This window comes from Xenorhabdus sp. NBAII XenSa04 (assembly GCF_963866145.1).
GTDB classification, from domain to species: Bacteria; Pseudomonadota; Gammaproteobacteria; order Enterobacterales; family Enterobacteriaceae; genus Xenorhabdus; species Xenorhabdus indica.
On sequence record NZ_CAWMEB010000437.1, the window covers coordinates 15,474 to 39,829 of the forward strand.

Consider the following 24,356-nt stretch of genomic DNA (forward strand, 5'->3'; position numbering starts at 1 on the left):
TTTATGAATGAACTTCAATCTTTAATCAGTGCCGCCGGTATAACCGTCGGCCTTGCTATTGCATCTCTGGTAGCTGGTCTGATTCTGGCAATGCTTTTTGCTACCTGGGAATCTTCCCGTTGGAAACTCTTTGCATTTCTAGGATCCTGCTGGGTTACTTTGATCCGTGGACTACCTGAAATTTTAGTGGTTCTTTTTATCTATTTTGGGAGTTCACAACTTCTGATCACCCTGTCAGAAGGAATTGATATCAATCTTGTGGTGTGGCAATTCAGGATACAAATGGAAATTGACAGTTTTGATGTCAGCCCTTTCCTTTGTGGTGTTATTGCCCTCTCTCTACTTTATTCTGCATATGCCTCTCAAACACTAAGGGGAGCATTGAAAGCAATCCCGATAGGGCAACGAGAAGCCGGGCAAGCATTAGGGTTAAGCCAAAGCCATATCTTTTTTCGTTTAATTATGCCGCAAATGTGGCGCCATGCTTTGCCGGGGCTTGGTAATCAATGGTTAGTCTTATTGAAAGACACAGCGTTGGTCTCACTGATAAGTGTTAATGATCTGATGTTACAAACAAAAAGTATTGCCACCCGCACACAAGAACCATTCACCTGGTATATGGTTGCCGCCGCTATCTACCTGCTTATTACATTGGTGAGCCAATTTATCCTCAAACGACTTGAAGTGCGCGCTACTCATTTTGAACGGAGTACTTCTGATGTTTGAGTATGTAAAGGATATTTTACCAGGTTTACAAACCAGCCTGAGTCTGACTGTTACCGCATTGCTGGTAGCATTTATGATGTCTGTCACCCTGACTGCTATTCTGACGATGAAACTGCCGGTATTATCGCAATTGGTGAAAGGCTACATCACACTGTTTACCGGAACCCCCTTGCTCGTACAGTTCTTTTTGATTTACTACGGCCCAGGACAATTTCCGTCACTGAAAGCATATCCATGGTTATGGCAACTCATGTCCGAACCATGGCTTTGCGCTATGGTGACATTAGCATTAAATAGTGCAGCATATTCGACTCAACTTTTTTATGGTGCAGTTAAAGCAATTCCGGCCGGACAATGGCAATCCTGCTACGCTCTTGGGATGTCAAAAACGCATTCTCTGTGCATTCTGTTACCTTATGCCCTCAAAAGAGCACTTTCCTCCTATTCGAATGAGGTTGTATTAATTTTCAAAAGCACTTCATTGGCCAGTACGATAACGCTGCTGGATATAATGGGATACAGCCAACTCCAGTTTGGCCGCAGCTATGATGCAACAGTATTTGTTGCCGCAGGTATTATTTATCTTTGTATAAATGGCCTTTTAACATTACTCATGCGCTTGATTGAACGACGCACCTTATTATTTGAGCAACGTAATTAAGATTATCTGTATTATTGTTATTTTCACTTCCATTGTTGATTGCTATTTGTTATCAGTAATCTATTACCAACAAGCTGTTATCAACAATGGAAATATCTCTCATTCCGGTTAATTGCCAACAATAACTAATAATGCCAGCGTTTCATAATGCTCTGTATGGGGGAACATATCGAATAATTGTACTTTCTCTATTCGGTATCGTTCGAGCATAGTAATATCTTTTGCCATAGTTTCAGCATTACAGCTTGAATAAAGAATAAATTTAGGAGCCATACGATTAAGATATTGGCAAAGCGCCTTACCCATTCCTCTGCGTGGAGGGTTAACCAGCACCAACTCAGGGAGCTGAGATTTATCAAGAGCAAAACGTGTAGAATCCAGCGCCTGAAATTCAACATGTTTAAGTCCAAGGCTATTAGCCGAATTCTTCGCACAAGCAATAGCTTCCTCACTGATTTCAATACCAGTCAGCCTTGTCTCTTCATCTGCACAATGCAGGCCAAAACCACCTGCTCCACAAAACAGATCCCACATACTGTTTATATTCAACTCTCTGACCCACTGCCCGGCAGTTGCATAGAGTCGTGAAGCAATATCGGGATTAGTCTGGAAAAAGCTACGGGGGCGAATATACAACGGAATATTATTAAAATTTTCCTGTAGCATGTTCTTTTCAGTGAAAATGATCTCTTTTTCACCTTCCAGGATCGCCATATGAACAGGCTGAATGTTTGCGGAAATCACCACTAATTGTGGTAATTGTTCTTGTAACCACGGTAAAGCACGTTTTAACTGTTCCAACTTGGTTTCTGAACGCAACACAAATCGCAGCATAATTTCTCTGCTAGCACGACTTTCGGTCAATAAAATATATTTGAGCTCACCTTTTTTACGTGCAACGTTGTATGGAACTAATCCCGCTTTAGCAATAAATACTTTTATTACTTCGAGTACTGACTGGAAATGTTGTGGATATAAGGGACAATCGCAAAGATCGACTGCCCTACCATCCCGGTGCAACATCCCAAGTAGCGGACGCTCAACACTGCCACTCACTACCATTTTAGCTTTATTACGAAATTCAGTAAGTTGACTGGCAACAGGAGGTTGCCAGCACGTTATTGATGATAGTTGTAAAAGTTGTTGTAAATGTTCTTGTTTATCAGACAATTGTTTTAAATAGGACTTATCAAGCCACTGGCAGGAGTGACAATGCCCCGCGGTATACTGCGCACACTGCATTGTAAAAAACCACATTAAAAAATATTAGTGCAAGGTAAACGTTGATGTTTTTGTTGAAGTTTGTGATTCTTCATCTTCTACTTCCATTTCCATCTCGTTTTCCATGTCACTATTAACATAAAGGAAATTATTACTGTGAACTTCAAAGATCACATTAGCAATTTGTTCCTCACTCTGCTTCATAAAATGAGAAAATTGCTGGAAAGTCATACCAGCAGCGATAGGAAATGCCTGGCAAACAATCAGTTTGGGTAAATTTTCGTCCTGAACATCAAGAAATGCCTTAACAGTAAGGGAACTGGCATTAATCTGGCTCAAATTTGCCACTAATGGAATAATCGCAGTTGGCCTGACCTCCGCCAAAGCGGAGAAAAAGACAACCTCCCCTAACAGATCAAGCTTGGCATCAAACAAGCCATCAATGTTCTGCATATGAGGCAAATGTAATACTGGACTTGCTTCATTCTCAAAATAAGAGATTTTGAGTTTATCAAGCCAATTACGTAATGTTGCTAAATTTGGGATAACCATAGAATCCATTGAATCAACCTCATATGACTAAAAGTGACATATGCTACCTTCAGAAAACACGACTAGGATAGCAACATGAAATCGTTAACCTATTTTGTTTTTTCTTCATCAGAGCCAATCTGATGATTTTTACTTGCTTTCTTATGATCAATTCCTAAGAAAGAAAGATTATAGATCGCACGCCAGATAATATGGATAGCTGCGGGTATCAAACAACCAATACCCAATAAGATCATAGCAATGTGTGCTTCTGTCGTCATTAATAAAGGCGATAGAATTATGCTACCAGTTATCGACAAATAGACTAAAGCCAACAACCCAATTCCCAATATTTCCAATAAAATAACCAGCTTTGGCATATCAGCCAACGAACGCATCTCTTTCGATGTACTTTTCTTCATTTGTTGACTACCTTCCAAATCTGATATGTGAGATGTTTTTTTAACCGTTCTCATCAGGCTACCATACATAAATATCTGCTATATCCTTTGTCCTTCAAGTTACCTCTTTTGTTGGCTACATCTTGAAATCCATGAGGTCTAATTGGTGGGGCTGATTAAAGCGAAAGGAAATTCCTGCTTTTTTTTACCCGCTCTTACAGGCATAGTAACCCAAGATGACATACCTATGTAGTCCATGGCTATTACCAATAAGGAGTTTATTTTATATGTACACAGTCATTTTTGGTCGTCCCGGTTGTCCATACTGCGTCCGCGCTAAGGAGCTGGCTGAAAAATTAAAAACAGAGCGCAAAGATTTTGACTACCGTTATATTGATATCTGGGCAGAAGGCATCACCAAAGACGACTTATCAAAAACAGTAGGTAAACCTGTTGAGACTGTTCCTCAAATTTTCATTGATGAAAAACACATTGGCGGCTGTACAGATTTTGAAGCCTACGCCAAAGAAAATCTGGAACTATACAAATAATCGTAGCATCCGCTATTTAAGTGAGAGAAAAATTCTCTTTCTGGATAGCGGCATGCGCCTAAATATTCAACAAAACTCCGCCCCATACTTCTCAATCTACCGCCGCACTGAAAAAATTCAGTAATTTTTTTTCGATCTTGAGAACTTTCATGTTTTCACACAGTCTGAATTAGTGCCACTGCTTTTCTTTGATGTCCCCATATTGAGGAGCCCGATAGTCATCCCCTTTGGTTAAAGACTATCGGGTTTTTTGTTTATGCCGGAATTTTTTGTTTTTACAAGAAAAGAACAGTCATAAGGAACATGCACACATCAATACATTATTTACTCACTTCAATTTTAATCAGTATTAAACAACATGACGAATTTAGGCGATATCTCTTTACTAAACCACATGATAAAATTATTGTTTTGCACAGTATTTGATAAAGCACGTTATCATATTCTTACTTCAATGCACGTGTGAGGCTCATTTTGCTAGAACAACTGAACCACGATTTGTTTACTCTTATCAATGCTACACCAGATTCATCACCAGGTATGATCATGTTTTCAATCTTTGTTGCAAAATATCTGGTGTATGTATACCCCATCACCTTGGTAGTTTGCTGGCTTTGGGGGGAAAAAGACGCTATCTCACACCAGCGCATTGTTGTCAGTAAATCTTGTATTGCATTTGCCTTTGCAATAACAGTTTCAGCAATTATTGGAATGCTGGTTCCACATGCACGCCCTTTTGTTGAAGGTGTTGGTCATAATTTTCTTGCTCATGCGCCAACAGTTTCTTTCCCCAGTAACCACGGTACAGCCGTGTTTACTTTTGCACTAGCATTTATCTTCTGGCACCGCATCTGGTCAGGTTTTTGTCTGATGGTGATTGCCTGCGCTATTGTCTGGGCCAGAGTTTATGTCGGAGTTCACTGGCCAATTGATATGCTTGGCGCATTTTTGGTCAGCCTAATGGGATGTGCATTTTCCCAAATATTCTGGCACCTCTATGGAGCATGCTTGCAAAGCAAACTAACCTGCCTTTACCAATTCTGCTGTGCCTTTTTAATCAGACGAGGTTGGGTACAAAGTTAAATCAAGCTCTCAACATCGCAACAGAAAATGGATTCCCCCAGAGACTTGAGATCTTGTAACTGGGGGAACTATGATTAAGAAAGTGAGTAGTGTGGCTGTACACAATAACTTCTCATTTGACAAATCCTCTGTGTTATCTAAAAAATAAATAGATCAGCAATCGATATAAAGCACTTCGTTATATATAACATTATATAACTGTAATAAGATTACTCTTTCTTTACAAATCAAACCTTGTTTGATTTTTTTTTATTCAACATCTTTTAAACATCAAGAAGATTATTAATTCATAATATTAATGAAACCAAAATCCCAATCATACAGCACACATTTCAAACCAAAATAAAAGTCATTATTATTTTACTGTTATTTCATACTGATACAGTAAAATATAGAGGAAAGAATTTATAGCTAAAGAGATAAGGATTATATTAAGCCAGAACTGAAATCCCTCATGAAAAATAATATATTAATATTTTAATAAAAAATCAGGAATAGTAAACGAACACAGAATGTTGAAATCTAATTAATGATATTTATTATCCATTTTTTTATTCATACATCTTATTTAATATTTAATTAACATCATCATAAGAACTCATAACATATTAACTTTACGATATAAATCTTACAATTGCGAGAGCGATCACGGTACATTTTACTAAAAATAATTATATTCCCCCTAGCAAAAGTCTGTGATTAAGTTTTTTTGATTTAAACATCAAAAATTAGAACTAAACTGGATCTCGAATCCTCTGCTTAAAATGACCATATTTTAGGCAATATTATTAATGTAGAAATAAAAGTGTTTAAATAAACATCAGAACAATATCTGACAATTTATTATTCATATAACGAATCCAACTCGCGCATTTTATTAATGTGCGGGTTTAGCAATTTTTAAATTTTACTTTACCGCGTTATTTCGGAGATATTTATGGACACATCTCAAACAGGTTCAATCGCATCCTCTGCTTTCAGCAAAAGCGATCATTCTACCTGGCGTAAATCAGACACTGTATGGATGTTAGGATTATATGGTACAGCCATTGGCGCTGGCGTTCTGTTTCTTCCCATAAACGCCGGTATTGGTGGGTTAATACCACTTATCATCATGGCACTGCTTGCACTTCCGATGACATTCTTTGCCCACCGTGGCATGTGTCGCTTTGTCCTGTCCGGCAAAAACAGCGGCGAAGATATCACTGGCGTGGTAGAAGAACATTTCGGTAAAGTGGCAGGTTTTTTAATCACCATTCTGTACTTCTTTGCAATTTACCCTATCCTGTTGGTTTATAGTGTTGCGCTAACCAATACGGTAGAAAGTTTTATTACCCACCAGCTACATATGGATGCTCCACCTCGTGCACTGCTGGCGCTGTTATTGATCCTGGGCGTTATGAGCATTATTCGTTTCGGCGAACAAATGATTGTCAAAGCAATGAGTGTCCTGGTATTCCCATTTGTCACCGTTTTGATGCTTCTGGCTCTGTATCTGATCCCCCACTGGAACACGGCTATCTTTGATACTTTATCACTGGAAAATGCCGTATCTTCAACCAATAGTCATGGTCTGCTGTTCACCCTGTGGTTAGCGATCCCAGTAATGGTTTTCTCTTTCAATCATTCCCCCATCATCTCTGCATTTGCTGTAGCAAAACGTGAAGAGTACGGTGAAAATGCGGAAAAAAAATGTTCACGCATTCTGGGCTATGCTCACATCATGATGGTACTGACAGTCATGTTCTTCGTCTTTAGCTGCGTACTAAGCTTGTCACCTGAAAATCTGGCAGAAGCCAAAGCACAAAACATTACTATTCTGTCTTATCTGGCTAACCATTTTAATGCACCAGTCATTGAATACATTGCACCGTTCATTGCCTTTATCGCAATTACCAAATCATTCCTTGGTCACTATCTGGGTGCCCGTGAAGGTTTTAATGGCATCATTAACAAGGCACTGAGCACACAAGGAAAAACTATTCAGCACAAGACGCTGAATCGTATCACCAGTTTGTTCATGCTAATCAGTGCCTGGATTATTGCAACACTTAACCCAAGTATTTTGAACATCATTGAATCTCTGGGTGGACCAATCATTGCCATGATCCTGTTCATCATGCCAATGTATGCTATTCATAAAGTTCCAGCTATGCGCAAATATGCAGACAAACCAAGCAATATCTTTGTCATTGTTACAGGTTTAATCGCCATTTCAGCAGCCATTTATTCTGTGATGTAATGTATATATCAGGCAGCTTTCTACAATCGTTACCCTAAAACAAAATCGCTGCCCTGAAACAAATGCCAGCCACGATAAAGGTGACTGGCATTTGTTTAATTTCTGAGTATTTTCAAATTATTATTTTTTTACTTATTCATTCACTAATTGAAAATTGAGTTAAACCAACCGCTGACGGTCAGTACAATAAAATCCCAAACGCGGCCAAAGAACCCTGTCTCCTCAACGGCTTCTTTGACTACCAGCGGGCGTTGTTCAATGACCTTGCCATCCAGCATAAAATTAACCGTTCCTACAACCTGATTTTTTGCCAATGGCGCTTCCAGTGGTGTCTGATTCAGTGTAAAACTTGCTTTCAAATTACCCGACTGCCCACGCAAAACCGTAACTGCCGCATCTTTTTCTACCCCTAAAGCAACTTCCGGGCGAGTTCCATACCACACTTTTTCTGTTACTAGTACATCATCGGCCTTAAGCGAGGTACTGGTTTCATAAAAACGGAAACCCCATACCAGGAGCTTTTCACTGTCCACAAAACGAATTCGATCACTTGGAGCACCCAGAACAACTGAGATTAAACGCATTGGACCTTCTGTTGCAGAAGCAACAAGATTATATCCTGCTCCACTGGTATGGCCTGTCTTTATACCATCCACGCTCATGTTTTGATTCCACAACAAACGGTTACGGTTAGGCTGACGGATTTTGTTGAAAGTGAATTCTTTTTCTTTATTCAGCGCATATTCTTCTGGAACATCACGGATCATTGCCTGACCCAAAAGTGCCATATCACGAGCAGTACTATACTGCCCGGCGGCATCTAAACCATGAACAGTCTTAAAATGAGTATTTGTCAGACCTAGCGATTGGGAGTATTTATTCATTAAATCAACAAAAGCATCCTGACTACCTGCAACATGATCTGCAAGAGCAATGCTGGCATCATTACCAGACTGGATCACAACACCACGATTTAAATCAATGACTTTGACTCTATCTCCGGGTTTTAAAAACATCAGGGAAGACCCTTTAAGTACCGGATTACCTGTCGCCCAGGCATCTTTTCCGACAGTGACCAAATCCTCTTGGGAAACTTTGCCAGCTTTCATCGCCTGCCCAATCACATAACTGGTCATCATCTTTGTCAGACTCGCAGGATCCAAACGCTCATCAGGGTTATGTGACGCCAGAATTTTTCCACTGGCATAGTCCATCAAAATATAAGCTTTAGCATCAATCTCTGGCGCAGCCGGTTCATTTATCGCGTATACGTTGGTACTTGCCAGCCAAAAAACACTTAGCCCCACTGTAAAAAACTTTATTATCTTTATCTGACCTCTTTTTTTCATCATCGATCGCCTTTTTTCTCTGACAGCCAAAATATAAAACCTCTATTAATATAGGATGTTATGAGATAAGTCTCCAACCCAATAACGTAAAGATTTTTCTGTCATTCACATGAATTCATTGTCATATTATCAATAACTCAGAACAACCTGATATTAAGGAGAAAATGATGCTGACAGTCTGGGGCCGTAAGAATTCATCAAATGTAAAAAAGGTTCTTTGGTGTCTGGAAGAATTAAAGATCCCATACCAGCAAATTGATGTTGGTGGAAAATTTGGCAAACTTGATGATCCAAAATATTTACACATGAACCCTAATGGCGTTATTCCATGTTTACAGGACGATGATTTTATCCTGTGGGAATCAAATGTGATAGTCCGTTATATTGCGGAAAAATTTGGCAAAGATATTCTCTATCCAACTGATATTAAAGAAAAATATAATGTCGAAAAATGGATGGATTGGATAAGCTGTAATCTCTTTCCTCCTATCAAACAGCTCATGATAAACCTTGTCAGAACTCCAGAAGCGCAACGCGATCAAAAAATCATATCTCAAGCATTAGCAGAGATAGAAAAACTACTGAAAATTGCTGATGAAACATTGGGCAAACAAACCTATCTTTCCGGTGATAAATTTGGTATGGCTGATATCGCCCTTGCCCCCTTTGTCTACCTATGGATTAATGTCGTGACAGAACGACTATCGCTGCCAAACTTAGAACGCTGGTATCAATTAATGACTGAAAGGCCAGCGTTCAAAAAAATCGTTATGATTGAAATAAATTAATTACAGGCTCATCGGCATTCTACCGGGATCTGGATATTGGTACTCGAACCCCAGTTCCCGGCAAATGCGACTTCCATCAACCGTTTTACATTTCCCAGTCTGATTTTCCATTTCCTCATCTTCCGGTTGTAAAAATTCTGGCGGGGTTAAATTAAGCTGACGACAGGCTTGTAAGTAAAACTCCGATCTTTTAGGGTGTTCCGGAGCACACAAATTATAGATATTGCCTCCTTCAGAACGCTGAATAAGGAGTTTAATAGCAGAGATAGCATCATCCTGATGAACTAAATTAACTGCGTTTTCTCCCCCAGCAATCGCTTTCTGCCCTGTCAAAAAACGTCCTGCATGGCGACCACTACCTACCAAACCCGCCAAACGCAGGATATCAACAGATGTATTGGGTAAGTGATGCAACCAGTTTTCCAGCTCAACTAATGCTCTGGCAGATTGAGTTTCAGGAAACAATGGCGCATCTTCATTGAGATGGCCGACAGAAGAACCATAAACGGAGGTTGAGCTGGTAAAAATAATATGAGGGACAGAATACGAGAGCGCAGTATCAACAAGTAACTGTACTGCTCTGACATACTCTGCCCCACCTCCTGCAACTCTGCTAACAGGCAATGTCAGAACCAATACATCAACTGACATAAGTTGTTCAAGTTTATCAGGTGTACAGATGATTTCAGGGGTCAAATTCAATAAATGACAGTCAACTCCACACATACAAGCTGCTTCAACACCATCCGGGGTTGTTTTGCTACCGACTACCTGTATACCACTCCCTTGCAAGGCTTGTGCCAGTGGCATTCCTAACCATCCCAGTCCAATAATTGAAACCTTTTTCACCATGATTCTCCCCAGCCCATATGATTTTGATTATTGAAGCAAATTACGCCTGTAAAAGATATCACCCGCTCACTTTCCTAAAGAGGATAAAAATAATTTTCATATAAAACAAAAAATTAATAGCGAAAAATAACTTTTTTAAAAAAAAGGTTGCTTTCCATATAGAGGATCAGATAGGTTAAATAGCAGACAGTTAATTTCTTATATCTGCTAACATCTAACATATAGCAAACATATATATAAAGTTAAGCATAAAGTTTTCCTGAAGTCACAAAGTAAGCCAAACATAAGTAACGCTAAAACATGCCATTGCTTACAAAACCGTGACTTGGAAGGCGATAAATATACACTCAAATTATTAATCACATACTCGACAGAGAGCATACATATTATGAATCGTATTCAATTTAACCATCACCATCATCATCCTGATTAGTCTTTCAGGCTGTTGTGTGCTGGAAGACGTTTAATAACTCTTCCGGTGGTGTGAATGCGATAAAAAACCCTCGGAAGATTTTCCGGGGGTTTTTTATGCCCAACAGATTCCGAGTTACCTAATTTTTAAATTTATATATTGATATAGGGTAGACATAACATGTTAGATAAAACTCGATTACGGATAGCTATGCAGAAATCAGGACGCTTGAGTGATGACTCCCAGGCATTACTGGCACGCTGTGGCATCAAAATCAATTTACAACAACAACGCCTGATCGCATTCGCAGAAAATATGCCTATTGATATCTTACGTGTCCGTGATGATGATATTCCTGGTCTTGTAATGGATGGTGTTGTCGATTTAGGTATTGTTGGTGAAAATGTACTCGAAGAAGAATTGCTTAGTCGTCTCGCACGGGGAGATAGTCCGCAATATACCACACTGCGCCGCCTTGATTTTGGCAGTTGCCGCCTTTCTCTCGCCGCCCCTCTTGATTATGACTATACTGGCGTAGAATGTTTGCAAGACTCTCGTATCGCTACCTCTTACCCGCACCTATTAAAACACTATCTGGATCAAAAAGGTATTCAATTCAAACCCTGTCTTCTCAATGGCTCTGTTGAAGTTGCTCCCAGGGCAGGATTGGCCGATGCCATCTGTGATTTGGTATCAACTGGTGCAACATTGGAAGCAAATGGGCTGCGGGAAGTTGAAGTTATCTATCGTTCAAAAGCCTGTCTGATCCAACGTGATGGTGAAATGCCAGAAACAAAACAACAACTCATTAATAAGTTGATGATCCGCATTCAAGGTGTCATTCAGGCTCGTGAGTCCAAATACATCATGCTACATGCTCCAAGTGACAAGTTAGAAGAAATTATCTCATTACTGCCGGGCGCAGAACGCCCAACTATTTTGCCTCTGGCTGGAGCTCAAAACCGTGTCGCCATGCACATGGTCAGCAGTGAAACTCTATTCTGGGAAACGATGGAAAAACTCAAGACACTGGGTGCCAGCTCCATTCTTGTTTTACCCATTGAAAAGATGATGGAGTAATCCTGATGAGTGCTAATCTTAATATAACTTTGAGCAATACCGCTGATTTTAACACCATCATTCACTGGCAAGAATGTACGCCGGAACAGCAACAAATGCTGCTAGCCCGCCCTGCTGTTGCCGCATCTGAAAATGTTACCAGTACGGTAAAACAGATCCTAAAAACCGTCAAAGAGCGAGGAGATGAAGTATTACGGGAACTTAGTCAACATTTCGATAATATCGCAGTTAATACCATCCAAATTTCTGTAGATGCGATTAACACCGCAACCAAACGCCTGGCACCAGAAATCAAACAAGCTATGCAACAGGCCATGAACAATATCCGCCTGTTTCATGAAGCACAAAAACCAACAGTAATTGAAGTAGAAACTATACCCGGTGTGTATTGCCAGCAAATTACACGGCCAATTGATTCAGTAGGGCTATACATCCCCGGAGGTTCCGCGCCATTACCTTCCACTGTGCTAATGCTCGGCACTCCCGCCCGTATCGCAGGATGCCGTAAAGTAATTTTATGCTCTCCACCACCGATTGCTGATGAAATACTCTACGCTGCCCAATTATGCGGTATCAGCGAAATATTTCAGATTGGTGGTGCTCAAGCCATTGGAGCAATGGCATTTGGTACAGAATCCATCCCTAAAGTGGATAAAATTTTTGGTCCAGGTAGTGCCTGGGTCACCGAAGCCAAACGACAAGTAAGCCAACACCTTGATGGTGCAGCCATTGATATGCCGGCTGGCCCCTCAGAAGTACTGGTAATTGCAGACAATAGTGCTAATCCCACATTTACCGCAGCAGACCTACTTTCACAAGCAGAACATGGCCCAGATTCCCAAGTCATATTGGTCACACCTGACGAAAATTATGCCAAGCAGGTCATTCGTGAAATCGAGAAACAACTCCTCACGCTGCCACGTCAACAAATCGCTATTCAGGCCTTACAATCCAGCCGTATCATTGTCACTGCTAATATTGACCAATGTGTGACAATCAGTAACCAATATGGCCCTGAGCACTTGATCATCCAAACGCGGCAACCAGAACAGCTTGTAGACAAAATCACCAATGCGGGTTCCATTTTCCTTGGCAACTGGTCGCCTGAATCTGCGGGAGATTATGCTTCTGGTACAAATCACGTATTACCAACTTATGGTTATACCTCAACCTACTCAAGCCTCGGTTTGGCTGATTTCCTGAAAAGAATGACAGTTCAGAAACTCACACCACAAGGTTTAAAAAAACTTGCACCAACTATAGAAACACTGGCACAGGCAGAACAACTCACTGCGCACAAGAATGCGGTCACATTACGTATAGCTGCTCTGAACAGTACAGATAGTGCAGACAATGCCGACACTCATCCCAAAGCTTAAGGAGCAATAATGAGCACTGTTTTTGATGTCAATTTACTGGCAAGAGAAAATATCCGCAAATTAGTCCCTTATATGTCAGCCCGTCGTCTGGGTGGCAAGGGTGATATTTGGTTAAATGCCAACGAATATCACACCGCCCCTGATTTCCAATTCTCGGAAAAAACGCTCAATCGCTATCCTGAGTGCCAACCTGTAACGGTTATTCAGCGTTATGCAAATTACACAAACCTGCAACCAGAACAAGTGCTTGTCAGCCGTGGAGCAGATGAATCCATAGAGCTGCTGATCCGCGTTTTCTGCGAACCGGGTAAAGATGCCGTTCTGTTTTGCCCTCCAACATACGGTATGTACAGTGTCAGCGCTGAAACCTTCGGTGTCGAGCAGAAAAAGATCCTCAGCAGTACTGACTGGCAGCCAAATACTACAGCAATCCAAAATAATCTGGATCGCGTCAAATTGATCTATATCTGCAACCCGAATAATCCAACAGGTAATTTGATTGATCCCGCTGCATTACGCCAGATCCTCGAACTTACCCACAATCGTGCCATTGTTGCCATTGATGAAGCCTATATCGAATTCAGCCCGCAAAATACTACCACTCACTGGCTAAAAAAGTATCCCCACTTGGTGATTTTGCGAACCCTCTCGAAAGCTTTTGCTTTAGCAGGGCTACGTTGTGGATTTACTCTGGCTTCTGCCGATATTATCGCGCTAATGTTGAAAGTGATTGCTCCTTATCCACTTGCTACGCCTGTTGCAGATATCGCAGCACAGGCACTAACTGCAACAGGCATTCGGACAATGCAAAACCGGGTAGGAGAAATTATTGCTAATCGAGCTTATCTACAAGCAGCACTTGATGAACTGATATTGGTGGAAAAGGTATTTCCCAGTGAAGCCAACTATATCCTGGTGAGATTCACCAATGCTGAATTAGTATTCAGAGCATTATGGGATCAGGGCATTATCCTGCGCGATCAACAAAAACAACCGGGATTAGAAAATTGCTTACGTATTACTGTTGGCAACCGTAGTGAATGTGAGCGGCTTGTCAATGCCATTGCTACTCTTTGCAAACAAATTTGCAAACAAACTCAACAAGTACAGGAAACAGAAAATCCATGAGCCAGAAATTGCTTTTCATTGACCGCGATGGAACATTGATTACTGAACCACCAACGGACTATCAAGTCGACCGCCTTGATAAATTGGCTTTTGAAGCTGACGTGATCCCTGCTCTACTGACCCTGCAAAAATTCGGTTACAAACTAGTTATGGTCACTAACCAAGATGGATTAGGTACAAGCCGTTTTCCTCTAGCTGATTTTGAACCACCTCATGCTCTGATGATGCAAATTCTTACTTCACAAGGTATCCAGTTTGAAGAGATATTAATCTGTCCTCACAAACCGGAAGATAACTGTGATTGCCGCAAACCAAAACTCGGTTTGGTCGAGAAATACCTGGCAGATGGTGTTATGGATACCAAGAACAGTTACGTGATTGGTGATCGGGAAACTGACCTGCAATTAGCCCGAAAAATGGGAATACAAGGCATTCGTTATCAAGCTGATTCACTGGACTGGTCAGCCATTTGTGAACAGTTGACCCATAAAGATCGTCATTCCAGCGTAAACCGTAAAACGAAAGAAACTACGATCAATATTGACATTTGGCTGGACCGAGAAGGAGAGAGTCGCATTAATACAGGCGTCGGTTTCTTTGATCATATGCTGGATCAGATCGCCACTCATGGTGGTTTTCGCATGAACATTCAAGTTGAGGGTGATCTTTATATTGATGATCATCACACTGTTGAAGACACTGGTCTTGCATTAGGGGAAGCTCTGAAACAAGCATTAGGTGATAAACGTGGTATTGCCCGTTTCGGATTTACGCTTCCAATGGACGAATGTCTTGCCCGTTGCGCCCTGGATATTTCCGGCCGACCACACCTTGAATATAAAGCTGAATTTAAACATCAACGTGTTGGGGATTTAAGTACAGAGATGATCGAACATTTTTTCCGTTCCCTCTCTTATACAATGGGATGTACCTTACACCTGAAAACTAAAGGTAAGAATGATCACCATCGTGCCGAAAGTCTGTTTAAAGTTTTTGGCCGCACCCTAAGACAAGCTATCCGCATAGAAGGCGATACCTTGCCCAGCTCTAAAGGTGTCTTATAAGAGAAAATGATGATGAAAGTTGTTATTTTGGATACAGGCTGTGCCAATCTTGCCTCCGTTGCCTATGCTGTCCGTCGGTTAGGCTATGCACCTGTAATCAGCCATGATGCAGATATTGTTAAATCAGCCGAGAAACTGCTCTTACCGGGTGTAGGCACAGCTACTGCCGCAATGGATCAACTTCAACAACGGGAATTGATCTCCCTGATCACTTCTCTCACTCAGCCAGTATTAGGGATCTGTCTGGGTCTGCAACTTCTGGCTGAAACCAGCGAAGAAGGCGGTAATATCTCATTACTCAAGTTAATCCATTCTTCTGTCAGAAAAATGGCAACTTCTGGTTTGCCATTACCACACATGGGATGGAATCAAGTTAATGCTCTCGCCGGGCATCCCTTATTCCACAATATTAAAAATAATGCTTATTTCTATTTCGTACACAGTTATGCCCTGCCTGTTGGCGAATACACTATTGCTCAAACGAATTATGGCAATCCATTCAGTAGCGTAATTGCAAAAAACAATTTTTTGGGTGTGCAATTCCACCCTGAGCGATCCGGCGCGGCGGGAGCACAGCTATTGAAAAACTTTCTGGAGATGTAATCGCATGATTATACCTGCATTAGATCTAATCGATGGCAACGTTGTGCGTTTGCATCAAGGTGATTATGACCGACGCCGGGATTATGGAAATTCTCCCTTATCCCGTTTACAGGAATATGAACAAACAGGTGCCAAGCTATTGCATCTGGTGGATTTGACCGGAGCAAAAAATCCTGCAAAACGCCAAATGACATTGTTACGTAAGCTACTGGCAGGTATTTCCATTCCTGTACAAGTCGGTGGCGGTATTCGTTCAGAAAACGATGTCAAAGCGCTCTTTGAAGCCGGAGCAAGTCGGGTAGTTATTGGCTCAACTGCGGTCACCCAACCAGAATTAGTTAAGCAATGGTTTCAAGATTACGGAGCAGAAGCCATAGTGCTGGCACTGGATATCCGCATCAATACAGATGGTGTTAAACAAATTGCCATTAGTGGTTGGCAGGAAAACAGTAAAGCCACACTTGAACAAATTGTTGAACAATATCTTCCTGTTGGCCTAAAACATGTTCTATGTACCGACATTTCCCGTGATGGCACACTGAATGGTTCTAATATTTCGCTATATCAGGAAATCAGTCAATGCTATCCACAAATCGCATTTCAAGCATCCGGAGGGATCGGTAGCCTTGCCGATATTTCTCCCCTGCCTGCATCTGGTGTTGCAGGTGTGATCGTTGGTCGCGCGTTACTTGAAGGGAAATTTACACTGAGGGAGGCTATTCAATGTTGGCAAAACGCATAATCCCTTGCCTTGATGTACGCGATGGACAAGTGGTTAAAGGAGTACAATTTCGCAATCATGAGATTATTGGGGATATCGTTCCCCTTGCACAACGCTACGCCCAGGAAGGTGCAGACGAACTGGTATTTTACGATATCACCGCCTCTTCTGATGGCCGTATAGTCGATAAAAGCTGGGTTGCGAAAGTAGCTGAAATGATTGATATCCCTTTTTGTGTTGCTGGTGGGATCAAAACCGTCGAAGATGCAGGGAAAATCTTATCATTCGGTGCAGATAAAATTTCTATTAATTCCCCTGCCTTAGCAGATCCTTTTTTGATTAACCGTCTGGCTGATCGCTATGGGGTTCAGTGTGTCGTGATCGGTATTGATACATGGTTTGATGAAAAGAACAATAGCTATCAAGTATACCAATTTACCGGAAATGAAAAACGCACTATCGCAACTTCATGGCAAACATTAGATTGGGTCAAAGAAGTACAACAACGTGGAGCCGGTGAAATTGTCCTGAACATGATGAATCAGGACGGGGTGCGTAATGGTTATGATCTCGCCCAACTTAAACTGGTTCGGGAAGCCTGCTCTGTACCCTTGATTGCTTCCGGTGGTGCAGGTGCCCCAATACATTTTCTAGACGCCTTCAAAATAGCGAATGTTGATGGTGCCTTAGCCGCTTCCGTTTTCCACAAACAGATCATCAACATTGGTGAACTGAAACAGTATCTGGCAGCACAAGGGGTTGAAATAAGAACATGTTAACGATACCAGCATTAACACAACAAGAAATTGAAAAATTAGATTGGGAAAAAGTCGATAACCTCTTGCCCGTTATCGTGCAACATGCCGTGTCTGGTACAGTGTTGATGATGGGTTACATGGATCAGGAAGCACTAAATGTGACGCTAAATTCAGGCAAAATTACCTTTTTCTCACGCACTAAACAGCGGTTATGGACTAAAGGTGAAAGCTCCGGTAATTTTCTGGAATTAGTTGAAATTCACTCTGATTGTGATAACGATACTCTCCTTATCCTTGCCAATCCTGTCGGACCAACCTGCCATAAAGGCACTGAAAGCTGTTTTGCTTCCGCACAAACAGGATGGGGCTTTCTTTACCAACTGGAACAGTTAATAGCAAGTCGAAAAAATTCGTCCCCGGATAGCTCCTATACTGCCCGCTTGTACGCCCGTGGGACAAAACGCATTGCGCAAAAAGTGGGAGAAGAAGGTATAGAAACTGCATTAGCAGCAACTGTTAATGATAAAGAAGAACTCACCAATGAAGCTGCGGATTTGATTTATCATCTATTGGTATTACTACAAGATCAAGATTTGGATCTTAGTTGTGTCATCCGCCAATTGCAAAAAAGGCATTCAATTAAGGAATAGTTTTTAAGCAATATTTTTTAAGCAATAACTTTTAAAGAATCGTTTTCTGAACAGGAATCGAAGTTAGAAAATACGCCACTTCGTTAATTTACCTGAATAAAACGAAGTGGCTTTTTACTAAACCTTACCCTTACCAGATAAGATGGCAGAGTTTGTGAAAAATGTTATGAAGAAAAAATATTATGAATCACTACATTGCTTCTTCGAAAATAGCAACAATCTCTTCATGTGATGCCTGAATCGGATTGGTGAAACCACAAGCATCTTTTAAGGCATTAGCTGACAATGTTGGGATATCTTCTGATTTAACATTCAGTTCAGCTAACCCCGCCGGGATGTTGACATCTTTCGCCAGTCGGCTGATCTCTTGAATACATACTTCCGCACCCTCTTTATCATCGACATTCGCAACATTGGCTCCCATCGCAGCAGCAATATCTTTCAAGCGAGATGCTGCGGCTTTGGCATTAAAACGCTGTACATGAGGTAATAACACCGCATTACAGACACCATGTGGCAGATCATAGAAACCACCTAATTGATGCGCCATCGCGTGAACATAACCCAAAGAAGCATTGTTGAATGCCATACCCGCTAAGAATTGGGCATAAGCCATATTTTCACGCGCTTCTACATCACTGCCATCTTCAACAGCACGACGCAAATAACGGCTGATCATTGTTACCGCTTTTAATGCACAAGCATCAGTGATCGGATTAGCCGCTATAGATACATAGGCTTCAATCGCATGAGTCAATGCATCCATACCCGTCGCAGCCGTCAGTCCTTTTGGCATTCCAATCATCAATGCAGGATCATTAACTGATAAGATCGGGGTCACGTTTTTGTCCACAATTGCCATTTTAATATGGCGATCTATATCTGTGATAATACAAAAACGTGTCATTTCGGAAGCTGTCCCTGCCGTGGTATTAATCGCTATCAGCGGCAATTGGGGTTTTGCAGAGCGATCAACACCTTCATAATCACGAATATCACCACCATTTGCCGCCACCAAAGCAATACCTTTTGCACAATCGTGCGGTGAACCACCCCCCAGAGAAATTACAAAATCACAATCATGCTGACGCAGAATAGCCAGACCTTGTTCGACATTGATCGTAGTTGGGTTCGGATTCGTCCTATCATAAACTGCACTTTTTATCCCTACATCAGTCAATAACTTCTGAACTTTCCCAACAACACCAATCTCGTTCAGTACACAGTCAGTGACGATTAAAGCCTGTTTGTAGCCATAAGTTTTCACTAACTCAACGGCTTCATTCAAGCATCCCATACCGATTTTATTCACCGGCGGGATAAAGAAAGTTGATATTGCCATTAGGAACTCCTTAGATTTTACTGAGGTATCTCAAATCCTGATGTAAGAGAAGTGGTTTACAATCTGTCACTTATCTGCATCAGTAATTTTGACTCATATCAATAACCCCTAGTGTAGGATTAAAAAATAAACTGAATTTCACTAAACCTAAAAAATAAAAATTTATTTTAAGATGAGTCAAATACAGGATTAAACATTCAAAGCGCTACCGGATAGCACTCAAGTATCGCCATACCGGAATTAGTCACATTCAGAATGCCCTCTAGTTAACCAGAAACAAATTAAATAAAATTTATATTTTGCTATAATTCAACCAGACAAAATAGGTGATTATTCTATGAATAATATTTTTATTCTGGTAATAATTGGGCTGGTGGTTATCTGCATTATTGTGATACATCACGCTTTTGATGCAAATATGGCTCACTGGCTGGTGCAATTTGCTGAATGGTTGGTGAGATAGAGATCACTTTTTTATATATTATTTATTAAAAAATTTTGCTACAAAAAAGGTGCTGAAAACTCAGCACCTCATCATTTTTAAAGTTAAGTATTTATTATAAATAACTAACCATTATGATAACCATTCAGTATGAAATACACCTTCTTTATCGATACGCTTATAGGTATGTGCTCCGAAATAGTCACGCTGTGCCTGAATCAGATTGGCAGGCAAAACGGCAGAACGATAGCTATCGTAATAAGAGATAGCCGCAGAGAAAGTTGGTGTTGGAATACCATTCTGCACACCATAAGAAACAACATCACGCAGAGCTTGCTGATATTCATCAGCAATTTGTTTAAAGTAAGGTGCCAGCAACAGGTTAGCAATATCTTGGTTTTCGTTGTAAGCATCCGTGATTTTTTGCAGGAATTGCGCACGAATAATACAGCCAGCACGGAAGATTTTGGCAATTTCACCGTAGTTCAAATTCCAGTTGTATTCATCAGAAGATGCTTTCAACTGTTGGAAGCCTTGCGCATAAGAAACGATTTTACCTAAATACAAAGCACGACGAACTTTCTCAATAAATTCTGACTTATCACCTTTAAATGACTGGACTTCTGGCCCTGACAGAACTTTAGATGCAGCTACTCGCTGATCTTTCATAGAAGAGATGTAACGCGCGAAGACAGATTCAGTAATCAACGTTACTGGAACGCCCAGATCCAGAGAACTCTGACTAGTCCATTTACCAGTCCCTTTGTTAGCTGCTTCATCCAGGATCACATCTACCAGATATTTACCTTCTTCATCTTTCTTATTGAAAATATCAGCAGTAATTTCAATCAGATAACTACTCAGATCACCCTGATTCCAATCATTGAATACATCCGCCAGTTCCTGATTGCTCAGATTCAGTGAATGCTTCAGCAGAGAATAAGCTTCAGCAATTAGCTGCATATCACCATACTCAATGCCATTGTGAACCATCTTCACGTAGTGGCCTGCTCCATCTGGGCCAATATAAGTCACACAAGGCTCACCATCTGCTTGAGCAGCAATCTCTTTCAAAATCGGTGCAACCAGTTCATAAGCCTCTTTCTGACCACCCGGCATAATTGAAGGGCCTTTTAATGCACCTTCTTCACCACCGGAAACCCCTGTACCAATAAAGTTAAAACCTTGAGCGGATAATTCACGATTACGGCGGATAGTATCCTGAAAATAGGTGTTGCCACCATCAATCAGAATGTCACCCTTATCCAAATGCGGCGTCAGAGATGCAATGGTTTTATCCGTAGCTTCACCTGCCTTAACCATTAACAGAATACGACGTGGCCTTTCCAGCGAATCGACAAACTCTTCAATGGAATAACTTGGAACTAATTTTTTCCCTGGATTTTCAGCGATCACTTCATCAGTTTTATCGCTGGAGCGGTTAAAAATTGATACAGAGTAACCACGGCTCTCAATATTCAACGCCAGATTGCGCCCCATAACCGCCATACCGACAACACCGATCTGTTGCTTGGACATGAATAACTCCCGTCTGATAATGACTTGCTGCCTACCAAAACGTTGTACATGTAACAATATCGCGTACAACAAAATATAGTAGACAATTTGTTAATGAGATCACATGTTAACTCAGGAATGGGTATCGGGGATAGTTATTGATGCAACCGATATTGTGATACTGTTTTTTTGCTGAAAAAATTTCCAACTGCAATAAATCGCCTATTGATATTTTGACAATCAATCCTCATTATTCAGAGGTCGGCACAAGCCGTCACAGTAAAAGGTAAAATAAACTATATGGAATGGATCGCTGATCCAACGATATGGGCAGGTCTGGCCACACTTATCGTTTTAGAAATTGTTCTCGGAATTGACAACTTAATCTTTATTGCCATTCTGGCAGATAAACTTCCTGAAAAACAGAGAGATAAAGCCAGACTCACTGGTTTGTCCTGTGCCCTGCTGATGAGGTTGCTCTTATTATTCAGCCTCTCTTGGCTTATTTCTCTGACAACACCATTGCTGACCTTGTGGGATCATCCATTCAGTGCCCGTGATTTAATTATGCTGATTGGGGGAATGTTCCTACTGTTTAAAGCCACAATGGAGTTGAATGAACGGCTGGAAGGAAAAATCTTGCATACCAATCAACAGCGTAAAGGAACAAGTTTTTGGGCGGTTGTTGTACAGATTATTGTCTTAGATGCTGTTTTCTCACTGGATTCCGTTATTACCGCCGTGGGTATGGTTAATCATATTGGTATCATGGTTACTGCGGTCATCATCGCCATGATCCTGATGATATGGGCCAGTAAGCCTCTGACAAAGTTTGTTAATGCCCATCCTACCATCGTTATACTGTGTCTCAGTTTTCTACTGATGATTGGTTTCAGCCTGCTAGCCGAAGGCTTTGGCTATAAAATACCGAAAGGCTATCTTTATGCTGCCATTGGCTTCTCCATTATGATCGAAGCACTAAATCAATTCGCCCATTTCAATCGTCGCAAATTCCTGAGTGCTTCGCGCTCACTACGCGAGAGAACCGCAGAAGCTGTCCTCCATATTTTAAATGGCAAACGTGAAAATGCGGATTTGGATAACCATACTTCCAGTTTGATCGCGGATCATGAAGAGCATAAAGAAGTTTTTGAACCACAAGAACGGCAAATGATTGCCCGCGTTTTTAGTCTCGCACAACGTACAGTCAGCAGTATTATGACCTCACGCCACGACGTGGTTTACCTTGATGTTCACTCACCTACTGACAAATTGGCTATATTACTGGAGCAAAAACCACACACTCGGATTGTCGTCACGGATGAAAAAACCAGTGATGAACCGCTAGGTGTAGTTCATGTGATTGATATCCTTAATCAACAACTCACTCATAAGACATTTAATTTGCGGCAATTAGTACAACAACCTTTGATTTTCCCTGAATCTCTCTCTTTACTTCAGGCGTTAGAACAATTCCGTCAGGCACAAACTCACTTTGCTTTTGTTGTGGATGAATTTGGCTCCGTTGAAGGTATTGTCACAGTCACAGATGTAATGGAAACCATCACAGGAAACTTGCCTGTAGGCAGTGGAGAGATTGATGCTCGCCATGATATTCAGGTTACAGAAGAAGGGCATTGGATTGCCAATGGATTTATGCCGCTGGATGATCTGATACTTTATATTCCACTACCACTGGATGAAAAACGCGAATACCAAACACTGGCGGGCCTGTTAATGGAATATCTACAACATATTCCACAACAAGGGGAACAACTACAAATTGGCGATTATCTTTTTGAACCACTGGAAATCACCAGTCATCGCATTAACAAAGTGAAAATCACCTTGCTAAAAGTAGAAGAAGAGATGAAAGAATAATTCACTCGTGATACACATCATTTACTGACAAAAACCGACACTGTGTCGGTTTTTTCATTTCTGACAAATTTCATTATTTTGATTTAATTTGAATTTCCAGATAATTAATCCGCTTAATCTTGCAGATGCAATGTATGTCTCATATAGGCAGGACCTGCCTACATTTCTCCACGAACACATGTTTACCAAAACAATGAGCTTATTAAACAGTCAACTGTTATAGCTCAGGCAAATGCTACAGGAACTTGTGTTGTAACAGGCGGGTTTGTGAATTATTCCATTGACTTGTCATTGATAAATAAGGGGATTACATGAGTACGAAATATTTTTCATTGTTGACAGATTCAGGTGCCAATAAACTGGAAAACGCTGCAACCTCAGGTAACAAGCTTGAAATTACACACATGGCAGTTGGCGACGGAAATTTGCCAACACCGAATGCTAATCAAACTCAATTGATTAATGAAAGATATCGTGCAGAAATTGACAGATTATTCATTGATCCTAAAAACCCTAACCAAATTGTTGTTGAACAGGTACTCCCAGAAGATGAGGGTAGCTGGTGGATCCGTGAAATAGGTCTATTTGATAAAAGTGGTACGCTAGTTGCTATCGGAAACTGTGCTGAACTGTACAAATCACAAAAGCATGAACAAACAATTCGTATGCTTTTACCTATTGATAACATAAATTTGGTAGGTTCGTTTGAAGAATTATTTTCTGGCTTAGCAACTCGCAGATACGTAAGGGACAGAATCGGAGACCATGCAGACAGCCGTAACCATCCAGATGCCACATTGAAAAACAAAGGATTTGTTATTTTAAGTAATGCTGTAGACAGTAACAGTGAGGCCCATGCAGCAACATCAAAAGCCGTGAAATCAGCTAATGAGTTAGCCCAAAAAGCCTATGATTTAGCTAATCCAGAAAATGCCAAGAAGAAATGGGTGCCGTTAACCCGCCGTGTCAACGA

24 protein-coding genes and 1 other annotated feature are annotated in these 24,356 nt (G+C 41.0%); of the genes, 17 read left to right on the plus strand and 7 right to left on the minus strand.

The window, feature by feature from the left end:
* Positions 1-3 precede the first annotated feature (3 nt).
* A complete protein-coding gene (artQ, locus tag AAC147_RS18565) occupies positions 4-726 on the plus strand; it encodes an arginine ABC transporter permease ArtQ (protein ID WP_047683660.1) in 723 nt (240 codons plus the stop codon).
* Positions 719-1,387, plus strand: coding sequence for an arginine ABC transporter permease ArtM (artM, locus tag AAC147_RS18570; RefSeq protein ID WP_047683663.1), 669 nt, complete (start codon positions 719-721; stop codon positions 1,385-1,387). Before artQ ends, artM begins: the two co-directional genes overlap by 8 nt.
* A 108-nt stretch (positions 1,388-1,495) precedes the next feature.
* On the opposite strand, the gene rlmC is transcribed toward artM, so the two are convergent.
* From rlmC to AAC147_RS18585, 3 genes are all read right to left on the minus strand, one after another.
* On the minus strand, positions 1,496-2,629 hold the full coding sequence (rlmC, locus tag AAC147_RS18575) for a 23S rRNA (uracil(747)-C(5))-methyltransferase RlmC (RefSeq protein ID WP_047683665.1): 1,134 nt from the start codon (positions 2,627-2,629) through the stop codon (positions 1,496-1,498).
* Between the two features lie 24 nt (positions 2,630-2,653).
* Entirely contained in the window at positions 2,654-3,169 is a 516-nt protein-coding gene (locus tag AAC147_RS18580) for a YbjN domain-containing protein (protein ID WP_047683669.1), read from the minus strand.
* A gap of 80 nt (positions 3,170-3,249) precedes the next feature.
* Positions 3,250-3,561 carry a YbjC family protein gene (locus tag AAC147_RS18585; RefSeq protein ID WP_047683708.1) on the minus strand — a complete coding sequence of 104 codons (312 nt, stop codon included), beginning with the start codon at positions 3,559-3,561 and terminating at the stop codon, positions 3,250-3,252.
* 266 nt (positions 3,562-3,827) lie between these two features.
* Here AAC147_RS18585 and AAC147_RS18590 point away from each other — a divergent pair, with 266 nt between their 5' ends.
* The 3 genes from AAC147_RS18590 to AAC147_RS18600 all read left to right on the plus strand — a co-directional run bounded on the left by AAC147_RS18590 (position 3,828) and on the right by AAC147_RS18600 (position 7,416).
* Entirely contained in the window at positions 3,828-4,091 is a 264-nt protein-coding gene (locus AAC147_RS18590) for a GrxA family glutaredoxin (RefSeq protein ID WP_047683672.1), read from the plus strand.
* A gap of 474 nt (positions 4,092-4,565) precedes the next feature.
* Positions 4,566-5,174, plus strand: a complete 609-nt coding sequence (ybjG, locus tag AAC147_RS18595; protein WP_047683675.1) for an undecaprenyl-diphosphate phosphatase — start codon at positions 4,566-4,568, stop codon at positions 5,172-5,174.
* A 937-nt stretch (positions 5,175-6,111) separates the two neighbouring features.
* On the plus strand, positions 6,112-7,416 hold the full coding sequence (locus AAC147_RS18600; protein WP_047683678.1) for an HAAAP family serine/threonine permease: 1,305 nt from the start codon (positions 6,112-6,114) through the stop codon (positions 7,414-7,416).
* 143 nt (positions 7,417-7,559) lie between these two features.
* On the opposite strand, the gene AAC147_RS18605 is transcribed toward AAC147_RS18600, so the two are convergent.
* The gene (locus AAC147_RS18605) at positions 7,560-8,768 is read right to left on the minus strand and encodes a serine hydrolase (RefSeq protein ID WP_047683681.1); all 1,209 of its coding nucleotides are present in this window, start codon (positions 8,766-8,768) and stop codon (positions 7,560-7,562) included.
* Between the two features lie 164 nt (positions 8,769-8,932).
* Between AAC147_RS18605 and AAC147_RS18610 the strand changes: the two genes are divergently transcribed.
* On the plus strand, positions 8,933-9,553 hold the full coding sequence (locus AAC147_RS18610; protein WP_047683686.1) for a glutathione S-transferase family protein: 621 nt from the start codon (positions 8,933-8,935) through the stop codon (positions 9,551-9,553).
* On the opposite strand, the gene AAC147_RS18615 is transcribed toward AAC147_RS18610, so the two are convergent.
* On the minus strand, positions 9,554-10,405 hold the full coding sequence (locus AAC147_RS18615) for an SDR family oxidoreductase (protein WP_156115393.1): 852 nt from the start codon (positions 10,403-10,405) through the stop codon (positions 9,554-9,556). It lies immediately after the preceding gene.
* A 408-nt stretch (positions 10,406-10,813) separates the two neighbouring features.
* Positions 10,814-10,936, plus strand: a sequence feature (His leader region).
* A 61-nt stretch (positions 10,937-10,997) separates the two neighbouring features.
* Between AAC147_RS18615 and hisG the strand changes: the two genes are divergently transcribed.
* The 8 genes from hisG to hisIE are packed head-to-tail and all read left to right on the plus strand — an operon-like array spanning position 10,998 to position 18,200.
* Positions 10,998-11,897, plus strand: coding sequence for an ATP phosphoribosyltransferase (gene hisG, locus AAC147_RS18620; RefSeq protein WP_047683689.1), 900 nt, complete (start codon positions 10,998-11,000; stop codon positions 11,895-11,897).
* A gap of 5 nt (positions 11,898-11,902) precedes the next feature.
* Complete coding sequence (hisD, locus tag AAC147_RS18625; protein WP_052189645.1) at positions 11,903-13,276, plus strand: histidinol dehydrogenase; 1,374 nt, start codon at positions 11,903-11,905, stop codon at positions 13,274-13,276.
* 9 nt (positions 13,277-13,285) lie between these two features.
* Positions 13,286-14,404, plus strand: a complete 1,119-nt coding sequence (gene hisC, locus AAC147_RS18630) for a histidinol-phosphate transaminase (RefSeq protein WP_047683692.1) — start codon at positions 13,286-13,288, stop codon at positions 14,402-14,404.
* Positions 14,401-15,468 (plus strand): bifunctional histidinol-phosphatase/imidazoleglycerol-phosphate dehydratase HisB, encoded by a 1,068-nt coding sequence (gene hisB / locus AAC147_RS18635; RefSeq protein WP_047683695.1) that lies wholly within the window; start codon positions 14,401-14,403, stop codon positions 15,466-15,468. Before hisC ends, hisB begins: the two co-directional genes overlap by 4 nt.
* A 12-nt stretch (positions 15,469-15,480) precedes the next feature.
* A complete protein-coding gene (gene hisH, locus AAC147_RS18640; RefSeq protein ID WP_047683715.1) occupies positions 15,481-16,071 on the plus strand; it encodes an imidazole glycerol phosphate synthase subunit HisH in 591 nt (196 codons plus the stop codon).
* 4 nt (positions 16,072-16,075) lie between these two features.
* Positions 16,076-16,813 carry a 1-(5-phosphoribosyl)-5-[(5-phosphoribosylamino)methylideneamino]imidazole-4-carboxamide isomerase gene (gene hisA, locus AAC147_RS18645; RefSeq protein ID WP_047683697.1) on the plus strand — a complete coding sequence of 246 codons (738 nt, stop codon included), beginning with the start codon at positions 16,076-16,078 and terminating at the stop codon, positions 16,811-16,813.
* Positions 16,795-17,571, plus strand: coding sequence for an imidazole glycerol phosphate synthase subunit HisF (gene hisF / locus AAC147_RS18650; RefSeq protein WP_047683698.1), 777 nt, complete (start codon positions 16,795-16,797; stop codon positions 17,569-17,571). The genes hisA and hisF overlap by 19 nt, the downstream gene beginning before the upstream one ends.
* Positions 17,565-18,200 carry a bifunctional phosphoribosyl-AMP cyclohydrolase/phosphoribosyl-ATP diphosphatase HisIE gene (gene hisIE, locus AAC147_RS18655; protein WP_047683702.1) on the plus strand — a complete coding sequence of 212 codons (636 nt, stop codon included), beginning with the start codon at positions 17,565-17,567 and terminating at the stop codon, positions 18,198-18,200. The genes hisF and hisIE overlap by 7 nt, the downstream gene beginning before the upstream one ends.
* Before the next feature lie 190 nt (positions 18,201-18,390).
* Here hisIE and yiaY read toward each other — a convergent pair whose 3' ends face one another.
* The gene (yiaY, locus tag AAC147_RS18660; RefSeq protein ID WP_047683703.1) at positions 18,391-19,542 is read right to left on the minus strand and encodes an L-threonine dehydrogenase; all 1,152 of its coding nucleotides are present in this window, start codon (positions 19,540-19,542) and stop codon (positions 18,391-18,393) included.
* Positions 19,543-19,879: 337 nt separating this feature from the next.
* On the opposite strand from yiaY, the gene AAC147_RS18665 reads away from it, so the two are divergent.
* Positions 19,880-20,005, plus strand: a complete 126-nt coding sequence (locus AAC147_RS18665; protein WP_255347680.1) for a hypothetical protein — start codon at positions 19,880-19,882, stop codon at positions 20,003-20,005.
* A 111-nt stretch (positions 20,006-20,116) separates the two neighbouring features.
* On the opposite strand, the gene gndA is transcribed toward AAC147_RS18665, so the two are convergent.
* The gene (gene gndA, locus AAC147_RS18670; protein ID WP_047683704.1) at positions 20,117-21,523 is read right to left on the minus strand and encodes an NADP-dependent phosphogluconate dehydrogenase; all 1,407 of its coding nucleotides are present in this window, start codon (positions 21,521-21,523) and stop codon (positions 20,117-20,119) included.
* A 279-nt stretch (positions 21,524-21,802) separates the two neighbouring features.
* Between gndA and AAC147_RS18675 the strand changes: the two genes are divergently transcribed.
* Positions 21,803-23,383, plus strand: coding sequence for a TerC family protein (locus AAC147_RS18675; RefSeq protein ID WP_047683705.1), 1,581 nt, complete (start codon positions 21,803-21,805; stop codon positions 23,381-23,383).
* 311 nt (positions 23,384-23,694) lie between these two features.
* Positions 23,695-24,356, plus strand: a 662-nt coding sequence (locus tag AAC147_RS18680; RefSeq protein ID WP_047683706.1) for a phage tail protein, incomplete at its 3' end; no start/stop codon positions are given.

Excerpts from the sequence above, each read along its gene's own strand:
- artQ (WP_047683660.1), top strand. The coding sequence starts at position 4 with ATGAATGAACTTCAATCTTTAATCAGTGCCGCCGGTATAACCGTCGGC.
- artM (WP_047683663.1), top strand. The coding sequence starts at position 719 with ATGTTTGAGTATGTAAAGGATATTTTACCAGGTTTACAAACCAGCCTG.
- AAC147_RS18580 (WP_047683669.1), bottom strand. The coding sequence starts at position 3,169 with ATGGATTCTATGGTTATCCCAAATTTAGCAACATTACGTAATTGGCTT.
- hisD (WP_052189645.1), top strand. The coding sequence starts at position 11,903 with ATGAGTGCTAATCTTAATATAACTTTGAGCAATACCGCTGATTTTAAC.
- AAC147_RS18610 (WP_047683686.1), top strand. The coding sequence starts at position 8,933 with ATGCTGACAGTCTGGGGCCGTAAGAATTCATCAAATGTAAAAAAGGTT.
- hisIE (WP_047683702.1), top strand. The coding sequence starts at position 17,565 with ATGTTAACGATACCAGCATTAACACAACAAGAAATTGAAAAATTAGAT.
- hisB (WP_047683695.1), top strand. The coding sequence starts at position 14,401 with ATGAGCCAGAAATTGCTTTTCATTGACCGCGATGGAACATTGATTACT.
- AAC147_RS18590 (WP_047683672.1), top strand. The coding sequence starts at position 3,828 with ATGTACACAGTCATTTTTGGTCGTCCCGGTTGTCCATACTGCGTCCGC.
- AAC147_RS18675 (WP_047683705.1), top strand. The coding sequence starts at position 21,803 with ATGGAATGGATCGCTGATCCAACGATATGGGCAGGTCTGGCCACACTT.
- hisA (WP_047683697.1), top strand. The coding sequence starts at position 16,076 with ATGATTATACCTGCATTAGATCTAATCGATGGCAACGTTGTGCGTTTG.
- hisF (WP_047683698.1), top strand. The coding sequence starts at position 16,795 with ATGTTGGCAAAACGCATAATCCCTTGCCTTGATGTACGCGATGGACAA.
- AAC147_RS18585 (WP_047683708.1), bottom strand. The coding sequence starts at position 3,561 with ATGAAGAAAAGTACATCGAAAGAGATGCGTTCGTTGGCTGATATGCCA.
- hisG (WP_047683689.1), top strand. The coding sequence starts at position 10,998 with ATGTTAGATAAAACTCGATTACGGATAGCTATGCAGAAATCAGGACGC.
- gndA (WP_047683704.1), bottom strand. The coding sequence starts at position 21,523 with ATGTCCAAGCAACAGATCGGTGTTGTCGGTATGGCGGTTATGGGGCGC.
- hisH (WP_047683715.1), top strand. The coding sequence starts at position 15,481 with ATGAAAGTTGTTATTTTGGATACAGGCTGTGCCAATCTTGCCTCCGTT.
- hisC (WP_047683692.1), top strand. The coding sequence starts at position 13,286 with ATGAGCACTGTTTTTGATGTCAATTTACTGGCAAGAGAAAATATCCGC.
- AAC147_RS18665 (WP_255347680.1), top strand. The coding sequence starts at position 19,880 with ATGAATAATATTTTTATTCTGGTAATAATTGGGCTGGTGGTTATCTGC.
- rlmC (WP_047683665.1), bottom strand. The coding sequence starts at position 2,629 with ATGCAGTGTGCGCAGTATACCGCGGGGCATTGTCACTCCTGCCAGTGG.
- AAC147_RS18605 (WP_047683681.1), bottom strand. The coding sequence starts at position 8,768 with ATGATGAAAAAAAGAGGTCAGATAAAGATAATAAAGTTTTTTACAGTG.
- AAC147_RS18615 (WP_156115393.1), bottom strand. The coding sequence starts at position 10,405 with ATGGTGAAAAAGGTTTCAATTATTGGACTGGGATGGTTAGGAATGCCA.
- AAC147_RS18600 (WP_047683678.1), top strand. The coding sequence starts at position 6,112 with ATGGACACATCTCAAACAGGTTCAATCGCATCCTCTGCTTTCAGCAAA.
- yiaY (WP_047683703.1), bottom strand. The coding sequence starts at position 19,542 with ATGGCAATATCAACTTTCTTTATCCCGCCGGTGAATAAAATCGGTATG.